We start from the raw sequence: 16,574 nt of genomic DNA on the forward strand, positions 1-16,574 counted from the left end.
CCGAGGCGAACGGTCGCGTTGCAATACCGTCAGGGCTATTCGGTTCGCGCCCGTCGCCCTTCGATCGGATAGGCGGGATCGTTGAACCCCGGCGTCGACGGATGGCCGCTGACAACGAGGCGGTCGATCAGGGCTTCGTCCTCTGCGGTGAATGTGTAGTCGAGCGCGCGGATGTAATCGTCCCACTGCGCCTCGGTGCGCGGGCCGGCGATGACCGCGCTCACGAACGACGAGTTTAGCACCCAGGACACCGCGAATTGCCCGGCGGTGATGCCGCGCGCTTCAGCGTGATGCTTGATCTCCTGCGCGAGCTTGAGCGATTCCGGCCGCCACTCGGTCTGCATCATGCGCTTGTCGTTGCGGCCGGCACGGCTGTCCGCCGCTGGCGCGGCATCGGGAGCATATTTGCCGGTCAGCACGCCGCGCGCCAACGGGCTGTAGGGCACGATGCCGAGGCCGTAGAAGCCGCAGGCCGGAAAGTGCTCGACCTCGGGCATCCGGTTCATCGCATTGTAATAGGGTTGGCTTGCGATCGGGCGGTCGATGCCGAGCCGGTCGCAGATGTTGCAGATCTCGGCGACGCGCCAGGCGCGGTAATTCGAGACACCGAAATAGCGCACCTTGCCGGCGCGGATCAGGTCGCCGATCGCGCGCACGGTCTCATCGAGCGGCGTCGCATGGTCCTCCTTGTGCAGGTAGTAGATGTCGATGTAGTCGGTCGCCAGCCGCTTCAGGCTCTCGTCGGCGGCCTGCAGCACCCAGCGCCGCGACAATCCGCCATGATTGGGATCGTCGCCGATCGGGTTGGCGAGTTTGGTGGCGAGGATCCAGTTCGACCGCTGGCTCGAGATCGCGCGGCCCACGACCTCCTCGGACCTGCCGCCATTATAGGCGTCGGCGCTGTCGATGAAGTTGATCCCGGCCTCGCGCGCCCTCGCGACGATCCGCGACGAGGTCGCTTCATCGGTCGGCCCACCGAACATCATGGTGCCGAGGCAGATCGGCGAAATCTTCAGGCCGCTGCTGCCGAGTTGACGGTATTGCATCGTGCACTCCTCCCGGGGTCATTCCGGGATGGTCCGAAGGACCAGACCCGGAATCTCGAGGTTCCGGATTCGATGCTGCGCATCGCTCCGGAACGACGTTGGTCAGCTCTCGTTCTTCAGAATCTTGAACACGCCATTGGCCATCGCGATGCAGCGCTTGTCGACCGTTACTTCGGCCGTGATGAAGATCAGGCTGCGGGTCGAACGCACCACACGCGGGCGGGTCGTCAGGATATCGCCGATCTTGCCGGCGTCGACGAAATGGGTGTCGAGCTGCACGGTCGCGAGCGTCGGCTTGCCCGAGACGAAACGCGCGGCCATGCCGCAGGCGCGGTCGGCAAAGGTCATGATCACGCCACCCTGCACGAGACCGCGGCGGTTGTGGTGCTTGTCCTCGGTGATCAGCGCGAGCTCAAGGGAGCCGTCGTTCAACCGCTCCCACAACGGGCCGATCAGTGTCAGGAAGCCGGTGGTCTCCGCGACCTTCCAGCCGTCGGATTTGAGTTTGTCCGCGGCCTTGACCGTCATGTCGTGGGGTCCGTTGGTTGCCGATGATTGATCGCAGGAGGCATGTCGTTCCGGTCATTTCATCAATCGCAGGAGTGTTGTAGTCAAGCTCAATGGCCCGCACATTTGACGATGCCACCCGGCGGAATATCGCAGAGCTCTGCGCCGCATTCACGCGCCTGGCGCCGCCGGCGCCGGCCACGCCACTGAAGCACGCAGCGGTCGCGATTGCGCTGACCGAAGCCGATGACGGCAACGGCACCGCGTTTCTCTTGACCCGCCGCAGCGCCAGCCTGCGGTCTCACAGCGCGCAATGGGCGTTGCCGGGCGGGCGCTGCGATGCCGGCGAGACGCAGGTCGAAGCGGCGCTGCGCGAATTGCACGAGGAGCTTGGGCTCGCGCTGGATGAAACCGACGTGCTCGCCATGCTCGACGACTATCCGACGCGCTCCGGCTATCTGATCACGCCGGTCGTGGTCTGGGCGGGCAAGCGGGCCGCGATCACGCCGAACCCGGACGAAGTCGCTTCCGTCCACCGCATCGGGCTCGATGCGATCGAGGCCGAGGGCGCGTTCAGCTTCGTCTCGATCCCCGAGAGCACGCGGCGGGTGATCCGCTTCCGTCTCGGCGGCCAGCAGATCCATGCACCGACGGCGGCGCTGATCTATCAATTCCGCGAATTGCTGGCCGGGCGCACCACCCGCGTCGCCGATCTGGAACAGCCGGTGTTCGCCTGGAAGTAGGGAGGAGTGATATTCTCGGCCGTGTCGCGGCATCCCGTTGCCCTCGGGCGATTCGATTCCGGGCTGACTTCGCGCCCGCGCTTGCTACAACGGAAACATGCGCCCGCAATTGATTCGCCTGTGTTCTGGAATAGTCGCGCTCGCGCTGATCGCGGGGACGCCGTCAGTCTTGGCCAATGAGGCCGTCAGTCTGCCACCGGGCACCGCGAACGCGATGGCGCAGGCGGCATCGCCCCAGGCGATCGCGGACTATCGCCGCAAGCTGCAGGAATATCAGGACGCGCGTGCCGCCTACGACCAGGATGCCAGCGCCTATTGGAGCGGGATCTCCGAGAAGCGACGCGGCCGCAACGCCAAGCGGCGCGATCGTGTGCAGATCACGCTGGACGATTACGTGCTGGAGCAGCCGCCGCTCTATCAAGGCCCGAAGCGGCCGGTGAATCCTGCACCGGACGAGGAGGAGGGCGGCACGCCACGTCCGCGCAAGTCGATTCCGGTGGTCGCGGATCTCGTCCAGGCCGCGACCGACCAGTTCCAGTTCTCGCCGCAGCGTCCCACCACCGAGATCGAGTTCAAGCGCGCTTATGCCCGATATGCGCGCGCGGCGGGCCTGACGCCGGAGCAGGCCGTACGGGTCTATTCGTTCGAGACCGGCGGCACCGGCAATTACGACGTGCAGTCGGGCATCGAGCATGGTGGCAAGCGCGCCATTTCCACCGCGATCGGCTACAACCAGTTGCTCACCACCAATAGCGTCGAGCTGATGGCCGAGCAGGGCCACGAATTCGTGCGCGATCTGGCGGAGCGGGTCGCGGCCACGACCGGGCCGGCGCGCAGGGTGATGGAGCACAAGCTCGCGGTGCTGAAGAGGATGGTCGCGTTCACGCGTACCGTGCCGGACGACTGGTCGGCGCATGAGCGGCTCGCCGACACGCCGCAGGGCTGGGCGGTGCATGCCATGGTGCTCGACATCGACATTGGCCCGATGCTGCAGACCCACAAGCTGTTGACGTCGGTGATCTTCGCCCGCGCCAAGGGCTACAATCGGCCGCTCACCGCCGCCGAACTCGAGATGATGAACCTGACCGGCGACGGCACCGGGCTCGACATGGTGACCATGCCGCAGGCGATGCGCGAGCAGGTGCCGACCTCGAATTTCTTCCAGCGCTCCGGCTACGAGCGCAACCCGGTGGCGATCCGCCACCACACCGTGGCGAAGCTGCTCGCGGTCACCAACGAGCGGATGGACACCAACGGCAACAAGCCCGGTGCGAAGGAGCTCGCGGCGGCGTTCTGATCAATTCGATCCGAACATGAACTTGTCGCCTTCGAGATAGGGGCCGGAGCGCATGTAGAGCTGGCCGTTATGGCCGATGAAGAACAGCGTGCCCGGCGGCACCTTCTTGGCGCCCTTCAGCAGCTTGCCGGCATTGTTGGTGCCCATCTTGTAGGACGAAGTCTTGCCGTCCTTGTCATAGGCGTAGCCCATGTCGGTCTTCAGTTCCCATGGGGTGGCTTCCTGCGCGAATGCAGATGTGGTCAGTGCGGCAAAGGCCGCCGCCAATAACGTCCTGGTCAATAAATTCGTCATGATTCATCCTCCCGGCCGAAAAAATTAGCATCGTCCCATGCGACTTGAACAAATCACGAACGCAGCCGCGCCGTCAATACGACAACGGATGCCATCGCTCAAGCTTTTCCGCGACTTTGTGATTTTCCGGACGACACTTCGCGACTATCCTCGTGTTTCCGTCTACAACAACTCATTGCCAAGAAACTCCTGGGGACGATTCGGATGTACCACGTCATGAAAATCGGTTTGGGTGCCGCGCTGTCGTTCATGACGCTGGCTTCGGTCGCGCAGGCGGATGAGTTCAAGCTGTCGCAAAACCAGCGCATCTCCTGCAGCCGCGGCCTGTCGGCCGGCAAGCTCAACACCGCGACCTGCAAGTCGTACGCCTATCTGTTCAACGCCAAGACCTCGGAATACTTCCGCTGCCAGGTTTCGCTGGCGCTGACGCGGGACAATAAGGAGGTCATCAACGTGCAGGCCGACGGCGGCTGCACCAAGAAGCCGCGCATTTTCGACACCGACGGCAACTATTCGTTCGACGCCACCGAGACCGAGCCGCCCAATACCAATTCGTTCTTCGGCCCCGGCGGCTACGCGATCTGGGCGAGCGACAACAACAGCCAGAAGATCCGCGGCTGCCTCACCATCTCGTCCGGGCTCGGCTCCGACATTTCCAAATGCCTCGACATGACGTTTCAGTGAGTCTTGAGCTCGGCGGTCTTCACGGGTCCGGCTGGGTGTCGGGTGGCAACGACACCCGCGATCTCGCAAACTTCTTGACGCCCATCGGCTTGCCGAACAGGTAACCCTGCACCAGATCGAAATCCATCTCGTACGCGGCGAGAAAATCCGCGCGCGTCTCGACTCCCTGCGCCACCACGCGCGCGCCGTTGTCGTGAGCCAGTTCGACGATCCGGCGGCACACCGTCTGCTTCAGGCGATGATCCGCGGAGCCGGTGACGTATTGATGGTCGACCTTCAGCTCGACAAAGGGAAAGTTCTGCAGTCCCATCAAGGATGGCCAGTTCGCGCCGACATTGTCGATCGAGACGGCGATGTTGTAGAGGCGCACCCGTCTGGCGACGTCGATCGCGAGGTCCAGATTGTCGACGACTTCGCCGCTGTCGATCTCGATCAGCAGGCCGGCGAAGGCGGGATGGTCCGGTATCCGCCGACAGAGATCGCGTACGGCATCGGCGTCGGCGAGAAAGGAGATCGGCAGGTTGATCGAGAGATCAACCGGCCCTTTCTGCTCGACGAGATACCGCCAGTCCTCGATCGCCCGCTCGATGACGAACGCGGACAGGGCCTGAAAATGCGGGTCGTCGTCACCGGGAATGAAGTAGGCCGGCGGAACCACGCCCCATGCGGGATGACGCATCCGGATCAGCGCCTCTGCACCGTGTGGGGCCAGCGTTCGGAGATGGATCTTCTGCTGATACCAGAGTTCGAGCCAGCCGGCCTTCAAGGCTTCAGGGACATCCACTGCAGGGCTCGGCGCAGGTTCGACCGGCAGCAGTGAGGCAAGACTGTCACGAAGGGTCCCGGTGCTGAACGGCGTCGGCAATGCTGGCAGCATCGCAATTCCGTATTCGTCGCCAATCTGCCTGACCGCCTTTACGATGATCGAGTCCGGCAGGCCGATGACGAGTACCTTGCCGCCATAGTCCTTTCTCACCAAAGTCTCGAGAATTTTACTGATTTCGATGCCGTCGACGGACACGCCGAGCACCAAAAGATCGGGCCGCTCCGCGTCCAATACGGCGTCCAGGCCGTCGGCTTGACCGCATTCACTGGTGATGAAACCGAGTTCGTCGAGCGCGTCGGCAAGGAAGGTGCGAAGGTGCTTCTTGCTGTCAGCGATGCAGGCCCGCGGCGTCAGCTTGCGCTGCCCGAACCAGCCGGCTCGTGCTTGTTCGATGTGACTGATGTGATTCATGCCCGCCCTATTCGGAATAGCCCCGACGAATTCGTACATCGGAGCGGCGGCGGCAATCATGGAAATTTCGGGATCATACACGCGTTGCGTCGCTAACCTTAAGGCAGCCAATTCGAATCAAATTGCGACGGAAATGGCGCGCGACCGTGCCCGTGGCGGCTGCAACAAATGCGTCATCCGGCGTTCACGAGCGCGATTGGCCGATTTGCGGTTGTCGCTGCATTGCTCGCATCGTGTTTCATCGAGAGACGGCGTTAATATCTGTGTTGATGCGTCGATGCCGGCGTCGTTCTGCACCATTGTCGGACATCGAATCGCGTCGCGTGACCCATGCGGTTGCGCGTGACGCGCGACGGCACCGTGCGTGAGGTCCGCGACCACAAGCGAAACAGCGTGCCAAAAATCCCGGCACCGATACCGTCGAGCAATTGCATTGAGACCAGCGAGGATGGATTGTCGGACAGTGGATAGGTCCCGCATCCGTCGTGCTACGGTGCTGGCATACTGGATTTCCCGGCGCCTTCGTCGTTTGGATGGCTTGACCCGGCGGAGGCGTCCAGCGCAATTTTGCGCCCGGCTGTTGGGGAGAATAATACTTATGAGTTCGAAGTTGATGGCGGCCGCGATCGTGGTAGCCAGCATTTTTTCGGCGCCTGCTGCGCAGGCCGAGCAATTCATTAACGTGCTCACTGGCGGGACTTCCGGCGTCTATTATCCGCTCGGCGTCGCGATCGGAAAGATCTACGGCGACAAGATTCCCGGTGTGAAGACCCAGGTGCAGGCCACCAAGGCCTCGGTCGAGAACCTGGTGCTGCTGCAACAGGGCCGCGGCGAGATCGCATTCGCGCTCGGCGATTCGCTGAAGGCCGCCTGGGAAGGCGATGCGGAAGCCGGTTTCAAGACCAAGCTCGACAGACTGCGCACCATCGGCGCGATCTATCCGAACTACATCCAGATCGTCGCCACCGCCGAGAGCGGGATCAAGACGCTCGCCGACCTCAAGGGCAAGAGCCTGTCGGTGGGCGCGCCGAAGTCCGGAACCGAGCTCAATTCCCGCGCGATCCTCGCGGCCGCCGGCATAAGCTACAAGGATTTGGGCAAGGTCGAGTATCTGCCGTTCGCCGAATCCGTCGACCTGATGAAGAACCGCCAGCTCAACGCCACGCTGCAGTCCGCCGGCCTCGGTGTCGCCTCGCTGAAGGACCTCTCGACCTCGTCCGACATCAACGTGGTTGCGGTGCCGAAGGAGATCGTCGACAAGATCGGCCCGCCCTTCGTCTCGGTGATCATTCCCGCCAACACCTATGCCGGCCAGGACAAGGACGTGCCGACCGCGGCGGTCGTGAACTATCTCGTCACCTCTAGCGCCGTATCAGACGATCTCGCCTACCAGATGACCATGCTGGTCTACGAATCGCTGCCGGAACTCGCCAACTCCCATGCGGCCGGCAAGGAGATCAAGCTTGGGGCCGCTGCGAACGGCAGCCCGGTGCCGCTGCATCCGGGTGCGATCCGCTATTACAAGGAAAAGGGCCTGATTAAGTAGGGGCAACCCCGGTTAGGTGTCGTGGCCGGGCTTGACCCGGCCATCGATCTTTCTAGAGACTTTGATTTTTAAGGTGGATGCGCGGGTCATCCCCGATCACGTCGCGGACAGGCGCCCGCGTTTGACGTGCGGCGGGCGCGGCCCAGGCACCATCCAATTGCTATAAGCGTCGCTGATACGGCGGGGGACTCATTGCATGCAGCAGAAGGCCGAGGGCATCGAGGGGCCCGTCAAGGTCGAGTTCGACAATTTCGAGCACGGCTTTCCGGAAGGGTTCGGGCCGGGCGGCTGGGGGCATCTGGCATACGCCATCGGCCTCGCCTTCGCGGCGTTCCAGCTCTATGTCGCGGCCTCCAGCTATTTGCCGAGCCAGGTGGTGCGCGGCGTCCATGTCGGCTTCCTGATCCTGCTGACCTTCGGCCTGATCGGCAACTTCACCGCCAAGACCGATTTCGGCCGGGCGTTGAGCTGGATGGTCGGCGGCGCCGGCTTCCTCTGCGGGCTCTACCAGTGGATCTTCTACGCCGACCTGATCGCCCGCGACGGCGATCCGACCACCACGGACCTCGCAGTCGGCACGCTGCTTGCGGTGCTGATCTTCGAGGGCACGCGGCGGCTGATGGGCGCGGCGCTGCCGCTGATGGGCGGTGCGTGTCTGCTGTATTGGTTTTTCGGGCAGTATCTGCCGTCGCCGTTCAACCATCGCGGCTATGATTTCGACCAGATCGTCACGCATCTCTCGTTCGGCACCGAAGGTTTCTACGGCGTGCCGATCTATGTGTCGGCAACCTACATCTTCCTGTTCATCCTGTTCGGCTCGTTCCTCGAACGCGCCGGCATGATCCAACTCTTCACCGACGTCTCGCTCGGCCTGTTCGGCCGCTCCCGCGGTGGCCCTGCCAAGGTCGCGGTGTTCGCCTCGGGCATGATGGGCACGATCTCGGGCTCGGGCGTCGCCAACGTCGTCACCGTCGGCCAGTTCACGATTCCCCTGATGATCAGGTTCGGCTATCGCCGCGCCTTTGCAGCAGGCGTCGAGGCGACGGCATCGATGGGCGGACAGATCATGCCGCCGGTGATGGGCGCAGTCGCCTTCATCATGGCGGAGACGCTCGGCGTTCCCTATTCGGAGATCGTCAAGGCTGCGGTAATCCCGGCGATCCTGTATTTCGCCTCGGCGTTCTGGATGGTGCATCTGGAGGCCGGCAAGCATGGCCTGGTCGGCATGAAGCGATCGGAAATCCCGAGCGCCTGGAAGGCGCTCGTGGTGCGCTGGTACCTCGTGCTGCCGCTCGCGGCGCTGGTCGATATGCTGTTCGAGGGTTTTACGCCGCTCTACGCCGGCAGCATGGGTCTCGCGCTGACGGTGGCGCTGATCCTCGGCGCCAGCATCACGCTCGGCTTCTCCAACACAATCATCCGGTACATTTTCTGGATCGGGCTGGCGCTGGTCGTGGCCGCAGTCTCGCGCCACGGGCTTGAGATCATCCCGATCGCCAGCATCGTCGGCGGCCTGATCGTGATCGCCGCGATCACAAGCGGCGGCCGTGCCACGCTCGCCGCCTGCCGGGACTCGCTCGCCGACAGCGCCAAGTCGGCACTGACCGTCGGCATGGCCTGCGCGATCGTCGGAACCATCATCGGCATGATGACGCAGACCGGCGTCGGCACCATCTTCGGCAGCTGGATCATCGGGCTCGGCGCCAAGAGCCTGTTCCTGGCGCTGATCATGACCATGCTGCTGTCGATCCTGCTCGGCACCGGCATCCCGACGATTCCGACCTACATCATCACGGCGGCGCTCGCCGCGCCCGCGCTGGCCAAGCTCGGCGTGCCCTTGATCGCGAGCCACATGTTCGCGTTCTACTACGGCATCATGGCCGACCTCTCGCCGCCGGTGGCGCTCGCGGCCCTTGCGGCGGCGCCAATCGCCAGGGAAAACCCGGACAAGATCGGCTGGGAGGCGATGCGGATCGCGCTCGCGGGCTACGTCATTCCCTTCATCTTCGTCTATTCGCCTGCGCTGATGCTGCAGGCCAACGATCCGATGGCTGTCCAGCTCGGCTTCTACGGTGCGGTGGCGCTCGCGACCTTCAAGGCGCTGGTCGCGATCGGGCTATTCGGCGTCGTCGCGATCGGCTTCCTGTTCACGCGGCTGAGCTTGGTCGAGATCATCGTCGCCTTTGCCGGCGCGCTCTGCCTGCTCGGTGATTTCCAGTTCTCCGACACCGCCGGCTTCATGCTCGCCGCGCTGCTCGTGCTCTGGCAGTGGCGGCAGCGGTCGCGCGACGCGGTTGCGGCGGCGTGAGCCTGTGTCTCGCCTCGGCGGGTGCCGTGAAGACGCTGTCGATCGCGGCCTTTACGCTCGCTTGGACGCATTCGATCGAGAAGACCGCCTGGCAGGAAGACTGGCTGGTCACGCTGGCCGGGCTCGAATTGACGCAGGCCCGCATCATGGGCTTTGGCGCCGGCATGGAGCCGCCGCCGGAGGCGCGTCTTGTCGGAGGCTGGTTTCATTGGTCACCGCCATCAGCGCCACGGCCGGAGGTGGTGCTCGGCAATTCCGGCGCCGCCGGCGAATGGCAGCTGTGCCACGGGGGGCACTGCCAGACGCTATCGGAGATTTTCGGGCATCCGATCGGTGCTAATGTCACCATCATGAGCGTATGTAAAAATCCGTAGCCCGGATGAGCGGAGCGACAGCCGGGAACACCGACCCGGATATCGCTGCGCTCATCCGGGCTACAATGACAACAAAAAAGGGAGAACAACCGATGGATCGGCTCAAGGGCAAGGTTGCGATGGTGGTCGGCGCGGGCTCGATCGGGCCCGGCTGGGGCAACGGCAAGGCGACCGCCGTCACCTTTGCGCGTGAGGGCGCCAGCGTGTTTTGCGTCGATCGCAACGGCGCTGCGGCGGAAGAGACCGTGAAGATCATCACGGGCGAGGGTGGCAAGGCGACCGCATTCACCGCCGACGTGTCGCGCGCCGCCGAAGTCGAGGCGATGGTCGCGGCCTGCTTGAAATCCTACGGCCGCATCGACGTGCTCGACAACAATGTCGGTATCGCTGAGGTCGGCAGCGTGGTCGAGGTGACGGAAGCTGAATGGGACCGCGTCTTCGCGGTCAACCTCAAGAGCGCGTTCCTGTCGATGAAACACGTCATTCCCGTGATGATCAAGCAGGGCGGCGGCTCGATCATCAACATCTCCTCGATCGCCTCGATCCGCCATGTCGGCATTTCCTATGTCAGCTATAATGCGAGCAAGGCCGCGATGAACCAGATGACGCGCACCTCCGCGGTCGAATTCGCCGCGAACCATGTGCGGGTCAACGCGATCCTGCCCGGGCTGATGAAGACGCCGATGGTCGAGCATTCGGCCGGCCTGGCACAGAGCTACGCCAAGGGCGACGTCGAGGCGATGTGGCGCGCCCGCGACGCGCAGGTGCCGATGGGGCACATGGGCGATGGCTGGGACGTCGCCAATGCGGCGCTGTTTCTCGCCTCCGATGAATCGAAATATGTCACGGGTATCGAGCTCGTCGTCGACGGCGGGATCACCTGCAAGTCCGGTGCTTGAGGCGCACATCGCGTTTTCGAGCGAAGTGGATGCCGGTTCGCGCTGGGAAAACGCGTCAAACAAAAGCCGCGCCGATCAAGCCTCGGCGCTGAGCTCGGCGCGATCGAGCTCTTCCTCGACCTGATGGAACGCATCGTCGCCGATCGCCTCGGTGCGGCGCAGACTAAGCAGGGCCTGGCGGGCCGCGGCGATGGCGCGGCGGCGAATCGGATCGGCCGGCAATTCGCTCGTCGCCACGCCGCCGTCGGGCTCGGTCTCGGCGCGCAGCAGCACGGCGCGGTATTCGAGCCGGAGGATCTCGGCTTCCTCGGATGGATCGCCGTCGATTTCATCGAGCGCGGCGCGAAAGGCCGACGTGCGGGCGTGGGCGGCTTCGCGCGCGATCGGGTTGTCGTCGTCGAAGTTCAGCGCAAGGATCAACGGCCGCAGCGTCAGTCCCTGGATCACAAGCGTGCCGAACACCACGGCAAAGGCCGTCAGCAGGATCAGATCGCGATAGGGAAAGGCCTCCGGCAGTGCGAAAGCGGCTGCCAGCGTAACAATTCCGCGCATCCCGCACCAGGACACGACGATGCCGCGTCGCAACGACGGCACAGCCGGGATCACATGTGCGGGAAGCAGGCCTTGCGCCTTCAAAGCACGCAGGAAGGCGCCATATGGGATCACCCAGAGGATGCGGGCGAGGATCACGACGGCAAGGACTGCGGCGGCAAAAGTGCAATATTTGAACCGCACATCGTCGTCGAGCCCGGACCAGATCGGACGCAACTGCATGCCGATCAGCATGAAGGCGAGCACGTTGAGCACGAAGATGACGGTTTCCCACACCGTATAGGACGACACGCGCAGCCGTGCCGAGGTACGGGCCGGCGCGGTGCGGGCAAGGGTGATCGCATAGGCGACGATGGTGAGGATGCCGGACAGGCCGATATGTTCGGCGACGATCCACACCATGAAGGTGCCGCCAAACTGCGTGATGATCGCGCTCGGCGCCTCCGTGATACGGCGCGTGATCATCATCCAGACCCTTGCGAACAGAAAGCCGGCGACGAGGCTTCCCATAAGCGCCACCGCAAGCGAAGGCACGAATTCGCGCACCTTCATGTGCTCGGCGGCAACCAGACCAACGGCGACGCGATAGATCAGCAGCGAGCTGGCATCGTTGAGCAGGCTTTCGCCCTCGAGGATCTTCTGGATTTGATAGGGCAGTTTGACCTGGCGCAGGATCGCGGTGGCCGCGGCTGCGTCGGGCGGCGCCACGATGGCGCCGAGCGCGATCGCAACCGCCCAGGGCATGTCCGGGCGAAGCCAGCGCGCGACCACCGCGACGGCCACCGTCGTTACGCCCACCGCAACGAGCACAAGCGTCGAAACCGGCAGCCAGTTGTTGCGTAGATCGCGCAGCGAGGTGTCGAAGGCGGCGTCGAGCAGGACCGGTGCGACGAACAGCGCCAGTGCCAGTTTCGGCTCCAGCGCCCAGGATGGGCCTGACGGCAGGAAGGCCAGCAGCATGCCGCCGATCGCAAGGAATGCCGGGTAGGGCACCTTGACCCGCCGTGCTAGCGCGGACAGCGCAACTGACGCGAGCAACAGGCCGATGATCCATTCGAATGTGAGCAAGGCAAACCCCTATGCAACCGATCGTCGCAATTGACGTATAATCCAGCATGTGGTTTTGCGGCAATTGCGTGTGTTGGTTCAGGCGCAGGAGACGGACGTATTGGCGGCGATTTTGATACGACGAGACTCGGCAAGTCCGGCTCTGGCAAGTCTGGCTCTGGTGCTGATCGGCATTTGCCTGTCATGGGTGCTGCTGGCTGGCGGCGCGCGCGCGACGAGCAGCGAGCCGGGCAAGGATGTCCAGGCTGATCCAGGGCCTTGCGTTGCCGCGGCTGGTGCCGCGGACGGCGACAAGACCATCGACGTTTGCGGTGCGTTGATCGACAACGAGAAGGCGGCGAAGCCGGATCGCGTCAAGGCGCTGATGGCGCGCGCCGCCGCCTATGACCGCAAGCAGATGATCGATCGCGCGATTACGGATTACGACACCGTGCTGCGGCTCGATCCGTCGCTCGCCGACGCGCACAATGCACGCGGCGAGCTCTGGCGCCGGAAGGGCGACCGGCCCAAGGCGATCGTGGATTTCGGCGCCGCGCTCAAGCTCAATCCCGATCATGCGGCTGCCAAGGTCAACTACAAATCGCTGTCGCTGGAGCTGGAGCGGATGGGCGCCATGATGGCGGTCGCCGGCAAGCCGAGCTTTGATTGCCGCAAGGCGCGCCGCGCGGTGGAGAAGGCGATCTGCGCCAGTCCTGAGCTCGCCGACCTCGACCGCGAGGTCAACGCATCGATCGTTCGGGCGATCCGCGAAGCGCCAAGCCCGCATCAGGCGCGCGAGCTGCAGCGCGATCAGGACCAGTTCATCGCCCGCCGCAATGTCGAATTCGGCAAGCCCGGCTATGACCTGCAAAAGGCGATGCGGGAGCGGTTGCGGCAGATCAATGGAGCCGACGGATATTAGTCGGAAGGATTTCGGCTTGAAACGCCAGCGCTTCCCGTGACAATGGTCGGCAAAAGACGCGCGTTCGCGCAGGGAGAAATGCCATGATCGCCCAGCAAAACAGCCGGTATCATGAGGTGCATGCCCGCTCGCTTCGAGACCCGGAAGGGTTTTGGGCGGAAGCGGCGCGCGAGATCGACTGGATCGAGCCGGCGAAGAAGGTCTTCGATCCCGCCATGGGTCCTTATGGACGCTGGTTCACTGGTGCGGTCGTCAACACCTGCTACAACGCGCTGGATCGCCACGTCGCGGGCGGCCGTAGCGACCAGGTCGCGCTGATCCACGATTCCGCGTTCACCGGCGCGATCACGACATTCACCTATGCCGAGTTGTTGAAGGAGGTGCAAACGCTTGCCGCGGTCATGCAGGATTTTGGCGTGGCCAAGGGCGATCGCGTCATCCTCTATATGCCGATGGTGTCGGAGGCGGTGGTTGCAATGCTCGCCTGCACGCGGATCGGCGCCGTGCACAGCGTGGTGTTCGGCGGCTTCGCGGCAAAGGAGCTGGCGAGCCGCATCGATGACGCCAAGCCGAAGCTGATCTTCTCTGCGAGCTGCGGGCTCGAGCCTGGGCGCATCGTGCAATACAAGCCGCTGCTCGACGAGGCGATCCGGCTCGCCAGCGTCAAGCCCGATGCCTGCATCATCCTGCAGCGGCCGCAGCACGGTTGCGAGCTGACCGCGGGCCGCGATCACGATTGGGCAACCTTGTGCCGCGCTGCGCTCGAGGCCGGCAAGTCGGCGCCATGCGTTCCGGTGCTCGCGACCGATCCGCTCTACATCCTCTACACCTCGGGCACGACAGGAATCCCGAAGGGCGTGGTGCGCGACAATGGCGGACATCTCGTCGCGCTGAAATGGTCGATGTACAATCTCTACGGCGTCAAGCCCGGCGAGGTCTGGTGGTGCGGCTCCGATATCGGCTGGGTGGTCGGCCATAGCTACATCGTCTATGGCCCGCTGCTCCATGGCGCGACCTCGATCATGTATGAGGGCAAGCCGGTCGGGACGCCCGACGCGGGCGCGTTCTGGCGCGTCATCAGCGCGCACAAGGCGGTCGCCTTCTTCACCGCGCCGACCGCGTTCCGCGCCATCCGCAAGGAGGACCCGGAAGGCAAGTTCATCCGGCAGTACGATCTCTCGAGCTTCCGCACCCTCTTCCTTGCCGGCGAACGCGCCGATCCGCCGACGGTGGCGTGGGCGGAATCGCAGCTGAAGGTGCCCGTGATCGATCACTGGTGGCAGACCGAGACCGGCTGGTGTATCGCCGGCAATCCGGTGGGCTTGGGCATGCTGCCGGTCAAGCACGGTTCGCCGACAGTGCCGATGCCGGGCTATCAGGTCGACGTGGTGGATGAAGCGGCAAGGCCGTTGCCCGCGGGCACCATGGGTTCGATCGTGATCAAGCTGCCGATGCCGCCGGCCTGCCTGCCGACGTTGTGGCAGCAGGACGATCGCTTCAAGGAAGCCTACCTCTCTGAATTCCCCGGCTACTACAAGACGTCCGACGCCGGCTACAAGGACGAGGACGGTTATGTCTGGGTGATGGGCCGCACCGACGACATCATCAATGTCGCCGGTCACCGCCTCTCCACCGGCGGCATGGAGGAGATCCTTGCCTCGCATTCCGATGTCGCCGAATGCGCCGTGCTTGGCATCAAGGATGCGATCAAGGGCGAGGTGCCCTGCGGCTTCCTGGTGCTGAAGGCCGGCGTGACGACGACGCCTGCCGAGGTCGAGAAGGAGGTGGTGGCGCTGGTGCGCGACAAGCTCGGGCCGGTGGCGGCATTCAAGCTCGCGATCACCGTGGCGCGGCTGCCAAAGACCCGCTCCGGCAAGATCCTGCGCGGCACCATCAAGAAGATTGCCGATGGCGAGTCCTGGACCATGCCGGCGACGATCGAGGATCCCAAGGTGCTCGACGAAATCGGCGATGCGCTGAAGGGCAGGGTGTAGGTCAGAGCAGATATTGCGAGAGAAGCGAAGCAATCCATGCATCCGCGAGCACGGTGACAATGGATTGCTTCGCTTTCGCTCGCACGGGAGGAGAGAGCCTACACCTTCACCAGCGTCGCCACCGTGACGTGCGGCCAGCTCAGCCCGTTGAAATTCAGCAGCACCGTCTGGGTGTATTGCAGCTGCAGCTTGGTCGTGCCGTTCGGCTCCTTGACGGTCTCGATCCAGAAGGTGGCCTCGACGGTGACCGATTGCGCGTTCGGGCCGCCGGCCGCGCCCTGCAGGAACGCGATGTTGGAGGTGCCGCCGCCGGTCGCGGGCGGATTGAGCGGCGTCGTCGAGACCCTCAGCGTCGTGGTCGAGGTGATGTTCTGTCCGGCGATCGCGTGGCTCAGCACGATGTTCGGATTGTTCACCATCGCCTGCGTCACATTGGGGATATCGGCGTGCGGGGTGCGGAATTGACTGGGCACGCCGAGATTGGTCTCGGGAAACTGGATCGGCGAGTGCGGCGGCGCGATGGTGAAAGGCGTGATGCTGACCGGTGCGATCGGCGGCGCGTGATTGATCACCGGCAGCGTGCCGCCTTGCGCGACCAGCGTCGTGCCGTGCGGGATGCTGGCCATCCGCGCGACGGTGGCCGGATCGAGCGGATTGCTGGTCGGCGGCGTGGAGAGCCAGATGCCCGGTTCGATATGGAGGCCGGCGAGCTTGCCGTTCGGCCCGAGCACATGGGCGTCCTGGATCTGCTGCAGATAACGTACGCCGTGCAGGTTGATATCGGCCTGCAGCAGGCCGCGGTTGGGGATGTCTCCGGGGATCGCTTCGAACTCCAGCGTCTCGATGGTTTCGTTCAATTCAAGGAAGCGGTCCTGCGAGCCGTGAAACGGCCGCCAGATCTGGTTGAAGCCGCGGCCCTTCCAGATGCCGGGAAGATGGACCAGCGACCCAAACGGGCTCACGGGCAAGCCGGCCTGTGTGACCGGCGCGATCGACGGAATGCGCCCGGATACGGAAGTGAGTTGGAAATCTGCAAGGACGTCCATAGTGAAAACTCCATCGTTGAAACGGTGAGACGGAAACGTGGAATTCGTTGCGCCGCCGACTACAACTTAGGAATGCAA

15 protein-coding genes are annotated in these 16,574 nt (G+C 63.9%); 9 read left to right on the forward strand and 6 right to left on the reverse strand.

Annotation, left to right across the window (positions count from 1 at the left end):
- Positions 1–35: 35 nt before the first annotated feature.
- Positions 36–1,046 (reverse strand): aldo/keto reductase, encoded by a 1,011-nt coding sequence (locus UP10_RS23760; protein ID WP_044589665.1) that lies wholly within the window; start codon positions 1,044–1,046, stop codon positions 36–38.
- Between the two features lie 102 nt (positions 1,047–1,148).
- On the reverse strand, positions 1,149–1,574 hold the full coding sequence (locus UP10_RS23765) for a PaaI family thioesterase (RefSeq protein ID WP_044589666.1): 426 nt from the start codon (positions 1,572–1,574) through the stop codon (positions 1,149–1,151).
- Between the two features lie 92 nt (positions 1,575–1,666).
- On the opposite strand from UP10_RS23765, the gene UP10_RS23770 reads away from it, so the two are divergent.
- Together UP10_RS23770 and UP10_RS23775 are read left to right on the forward strand one after the other, a co-directional pair.
- Positions 1,667–2,296 (forward strand): NUDIX hydrolase, encoded by a 630-nt coding sequence (locus UP10_RS23770; protein ID WP_044589667.1) that lies wholly within the window; start codon positions 1,667–1,669, stop codon positions 2,294–2,296.
- A gap of 97 nt (positions 2,297–2,393) precedes the next feature.
- On the forward strand, positions 2,394–3,593 hold the full coding sequence (locus UP10_RS23775) for a hypothetical protein (protein ID WP_044589668.1): 1,200 nt from the start codon (positions 2,394–2,396) through the stop codon (positions 3,591–3,593).
- On the opposite strand, the gene UP10_RS23780 is transcribed toward UP10_RS23775, so the two are convergent.
- The gene (locus UP10_RS23780) at positions 3,594–3,887 is read right to left on the reverse strand and encodes a hypothetical protein (RefSeq protein WP_044589669.1); all 294 of its coding nucleotides are present in this window, start codon (positions 3,885–3,887) and stop codon (positions 3,594–3,596) included.
- Between the two features lie 204 nt (positions 3,888–4,091).
- Here UP10_RS23780 and UP10_RS23785 point away from each other — a divergent pair, with 204 nt between their 5' ends.
- The gene (locus UP10_RS23785) at positions 4,092–4,571 is read left to right on the forward strand and encodes a hypothetical protein (protein ID WP_044589670.1); all 480 of its coding nucleotides are present in this window, start codon (positions 4,092–4,094) and stop codon (positions 4,569–4,571) included.
- Between the two features lie 19 nt (positions 4,572–4,590).
- Here UP10_RS23785 and UP10_RS23790 read toward each other — a convergent pair whose 3' ends face one another.
- Positions 4,591–5,808, reverse strand: coding sequence for an EAL domain-containing response regulator (locus UP10_RS23790; protein ID WP_044590076.1), 1,218 nt, complete (start codon positions 5,806–5,808; stop codon positions 4,591–4,593).
- 598 nt (positions 5,809–6,406) lie between these two features.
- Between UP10_RS23790 and UP10_RS23795 the strand changes: the two genes are divergently transcribed.
- The 4 genes from UP10_RS23795 to UP10_RS23810 all read left to right on the forward strand — a co-directional run bounded on the left by UP10_RS23795 (position 6,407) and on the right by UP10_RS23810 (position 10,935).
- Positions 6,407–7,354: a TAXI family TRAP transporter solute-binding subunit gene (locus tag UP10_RS23795; protein ID WP_044589671.1), complete on the forward strand. Its 948-nt coding sequence runs from the start codon at positions 6,407–6,409 to the stop codon at positions 7,352–7,354.
- Positions 7,355–7,550: 196 nt separating this feature from the next.
- On the forward strand, positions 7,551–9,662 hold the full coding sequence (locus UP10_RS23800; protein ID WP_044589672.1) for a TRAP transporter permease: 2,112 nt from the start codon (positions 7,551–7,553) through the stop codon (positions 9,660–9,662).
- On the forward strand, positions 9,659–10,036 hold the full coding sequence (locus tag UP10_RS23805; protein ID WP_245321832.1) for a DUF1850 domain-containing protein: 378 nt from the start codon (positions 9,659–9,661) through the stop codon (positions 10,034–10,036). Before UP10_RS23800 ends, UP10_RS23805 begins: the two co-directional genes overlap by 4 nt.
- 92 nt (positions 10,037–10,128) lie before the next feature.
- On the forward strand, positions 10,129–10,935 hold the full coding sequence (locus tag UP10_RS23810; protein WP_044589674.1) for an SDR family NAD(P)-dependent oxidoreductase: 807 nt from the start codon (positions 10,129–10,131) through the stop codon (positions 10,933–10,935).
- 75 nt (positions 10,936–11,010) lie between these two features.
- Here UP10_RS23810 and UP10_RS23815 read toward each other — a convergent pair whose 3' ends face one another.
- The gene (locus UP10_RS23815) at positions 11,011–12,555 is read right to left on the reverse strand and encodes a cation:proton antiporter (RefSeq protein ID WP_044589675.1); all 1,545 of its coding nucleotides are present in this window, start codon (positions 12,553–12,555) and stop codon (positions 11,011–11,013) included.
- A 100-nt stretch (positions 12,556–12,655) separates the two neighbouring features.
- Here UP10_RS23815 and UP10_RS23820 point away from each other — a divergent pair, with 100 nt between their 5' ends.
- Both UP10_RS23820 and UP10_RS23825 read left to right on the forward strand, forming a co-directional pair.
- The gene (locus UP10_RS23820; protein WP_245321834.1) at positions 12,656–13,456 is read left to right on the forward strand and encodes a tetratricopeptide repeat protein; all 801 of its coding nucleotides are present in this window, start codon (positions 12,656–12,658) and stop codon (positions 13,454–13,456) included.
- 83 nt (positions 13,457–13,539) lie between these two features.
- On the forward strand, positions 13,540–15,450 hold the full coding sequence (locus UP10_RS23825; protein WP_044589676.1) for a propionyl-CoA synthetase: 1,911 nt from the start codon (positions 13,540–13,542) through the stop codon (positions 15,448–15,450).
- A gap of 98 nt (positions 15,451–15,548) precedes the next feature.
- On the opposite strand, the gene UP10_RS23830 is transcribed toward UP10_RS23825, so the two are convergent.
- Positions 15,549–16,496, reverse strand: a complete 948-nt coding sequence (locus UP10_RS23830) for a heme-binding protein (protein WP_044589677.1) — start codon at positions 16,494–16,496, stop codon at positions 15,549–15,551.
- Positions 16,497–16,574: the final 78 nt, after the last annotated feature.

Origin of the sequence: Bradyrhizobium sp. LTSPM299 (genome assembly GCF_000938235.1) — a bacterium.
Classification (GTDB): Bacteria; Pseudomonadota; Alphaproteobacteria; order Rhizobiales; family Xanthobacteraceae; genus Bradyrhizobium.

What these genes read in the sequence shown, in the direction of transcription:
- UP10_RS23810 (WP_044589674.1), top strand. Translation starts at nt 10,129, where the DNA reads ATGGATCGGCTCAAGGGCAAGGTTGCGATGGTGGTCGGCGCGGGCTCG.
- UP10_RS23770 (WP_044589667.1), top strand. Translation starts at nt 1,667, where the DNA reads ATGGCCCGCACATTTGACGATGCCACCCGGCGGAATATCGCAGAGCTC.
- UP10_RS23765 (WP_044589666.1), bottom strand. Translation starts at nt 1,574, where the DNA reads ATGACGGTCAAGGCCGCGGACAAACTCAAATCCGACGGCTGGAAGGTC.
- UP10_RS23825 (WP_044589676.1), top strand. Translation starts at nt 13,540, where the DNA reads ATGATCGCCCAGCAAAACAGCCGGTATCATGAGGTGCATGCCCGCTCG.
- UP10_RS23795 (WP_044589671.1), top strand. Translation starts at nt 6,407, where the DNA reads ATGAGTTCGAAGTTGATGGCGGCCGCGATCGTGGTAGCCAGCATTTTT.
- UP10_RS23790 (WP_044590076.1), bottom strand. Translation starts at nt 5,808, where the DNA reads ATGAATCACATCAGTCACATCGAACAAGCACGAGCCGGCTGGTTCGGG.
- UP10_RS23785 (WP_044589670.1), top strand. Translation starts at nt 4,092, where the DNA reads ATGTACCACGTCATGAAAATCGGTTTGGGTGCCGCGCTGTCGTTCATG.
- UP10_RS23830 (WP_044589677.1), bottom strand. Translation starts at nt 16,496, where the DNA reads ATGGACGTCCTTGCAGATTTCCAACTCACTTCCGTATCCGGGCGCATT.
- UP10_RS23760 (WP_044589665.1), bottom strand. Translation starts at nt 1,046, where the DNA reads ATGCAATACCGTCAACTCGGCAGCAGCGGCCTGAAGATTTCGCCGATC.
- UP10_RS23780 (WP_044589669.1), bottom strand. Translation starts at nt 3,887, where the DNA reads ATGACGAATTTATTGACCAGGACGTTATTGGCGGCGGCCTTTGCCGCA.
- UP10_RS23800 (WP_044589672.1), top strand. Translation starts at nt 7,551, where the DNA reads ATGCAGCAGAAGGCCGAGGGCATCGAGGGGCCCGTCAAGGTCGAGTTC.
- UP10_RS23775 (WP_044589668.1), top strand. Translation starts at nt 2,394, where the DNA reads ATGCGCCCGCAATTGATTCGCCTGTGTTCTGGAATAGTCGCGCTCGCG.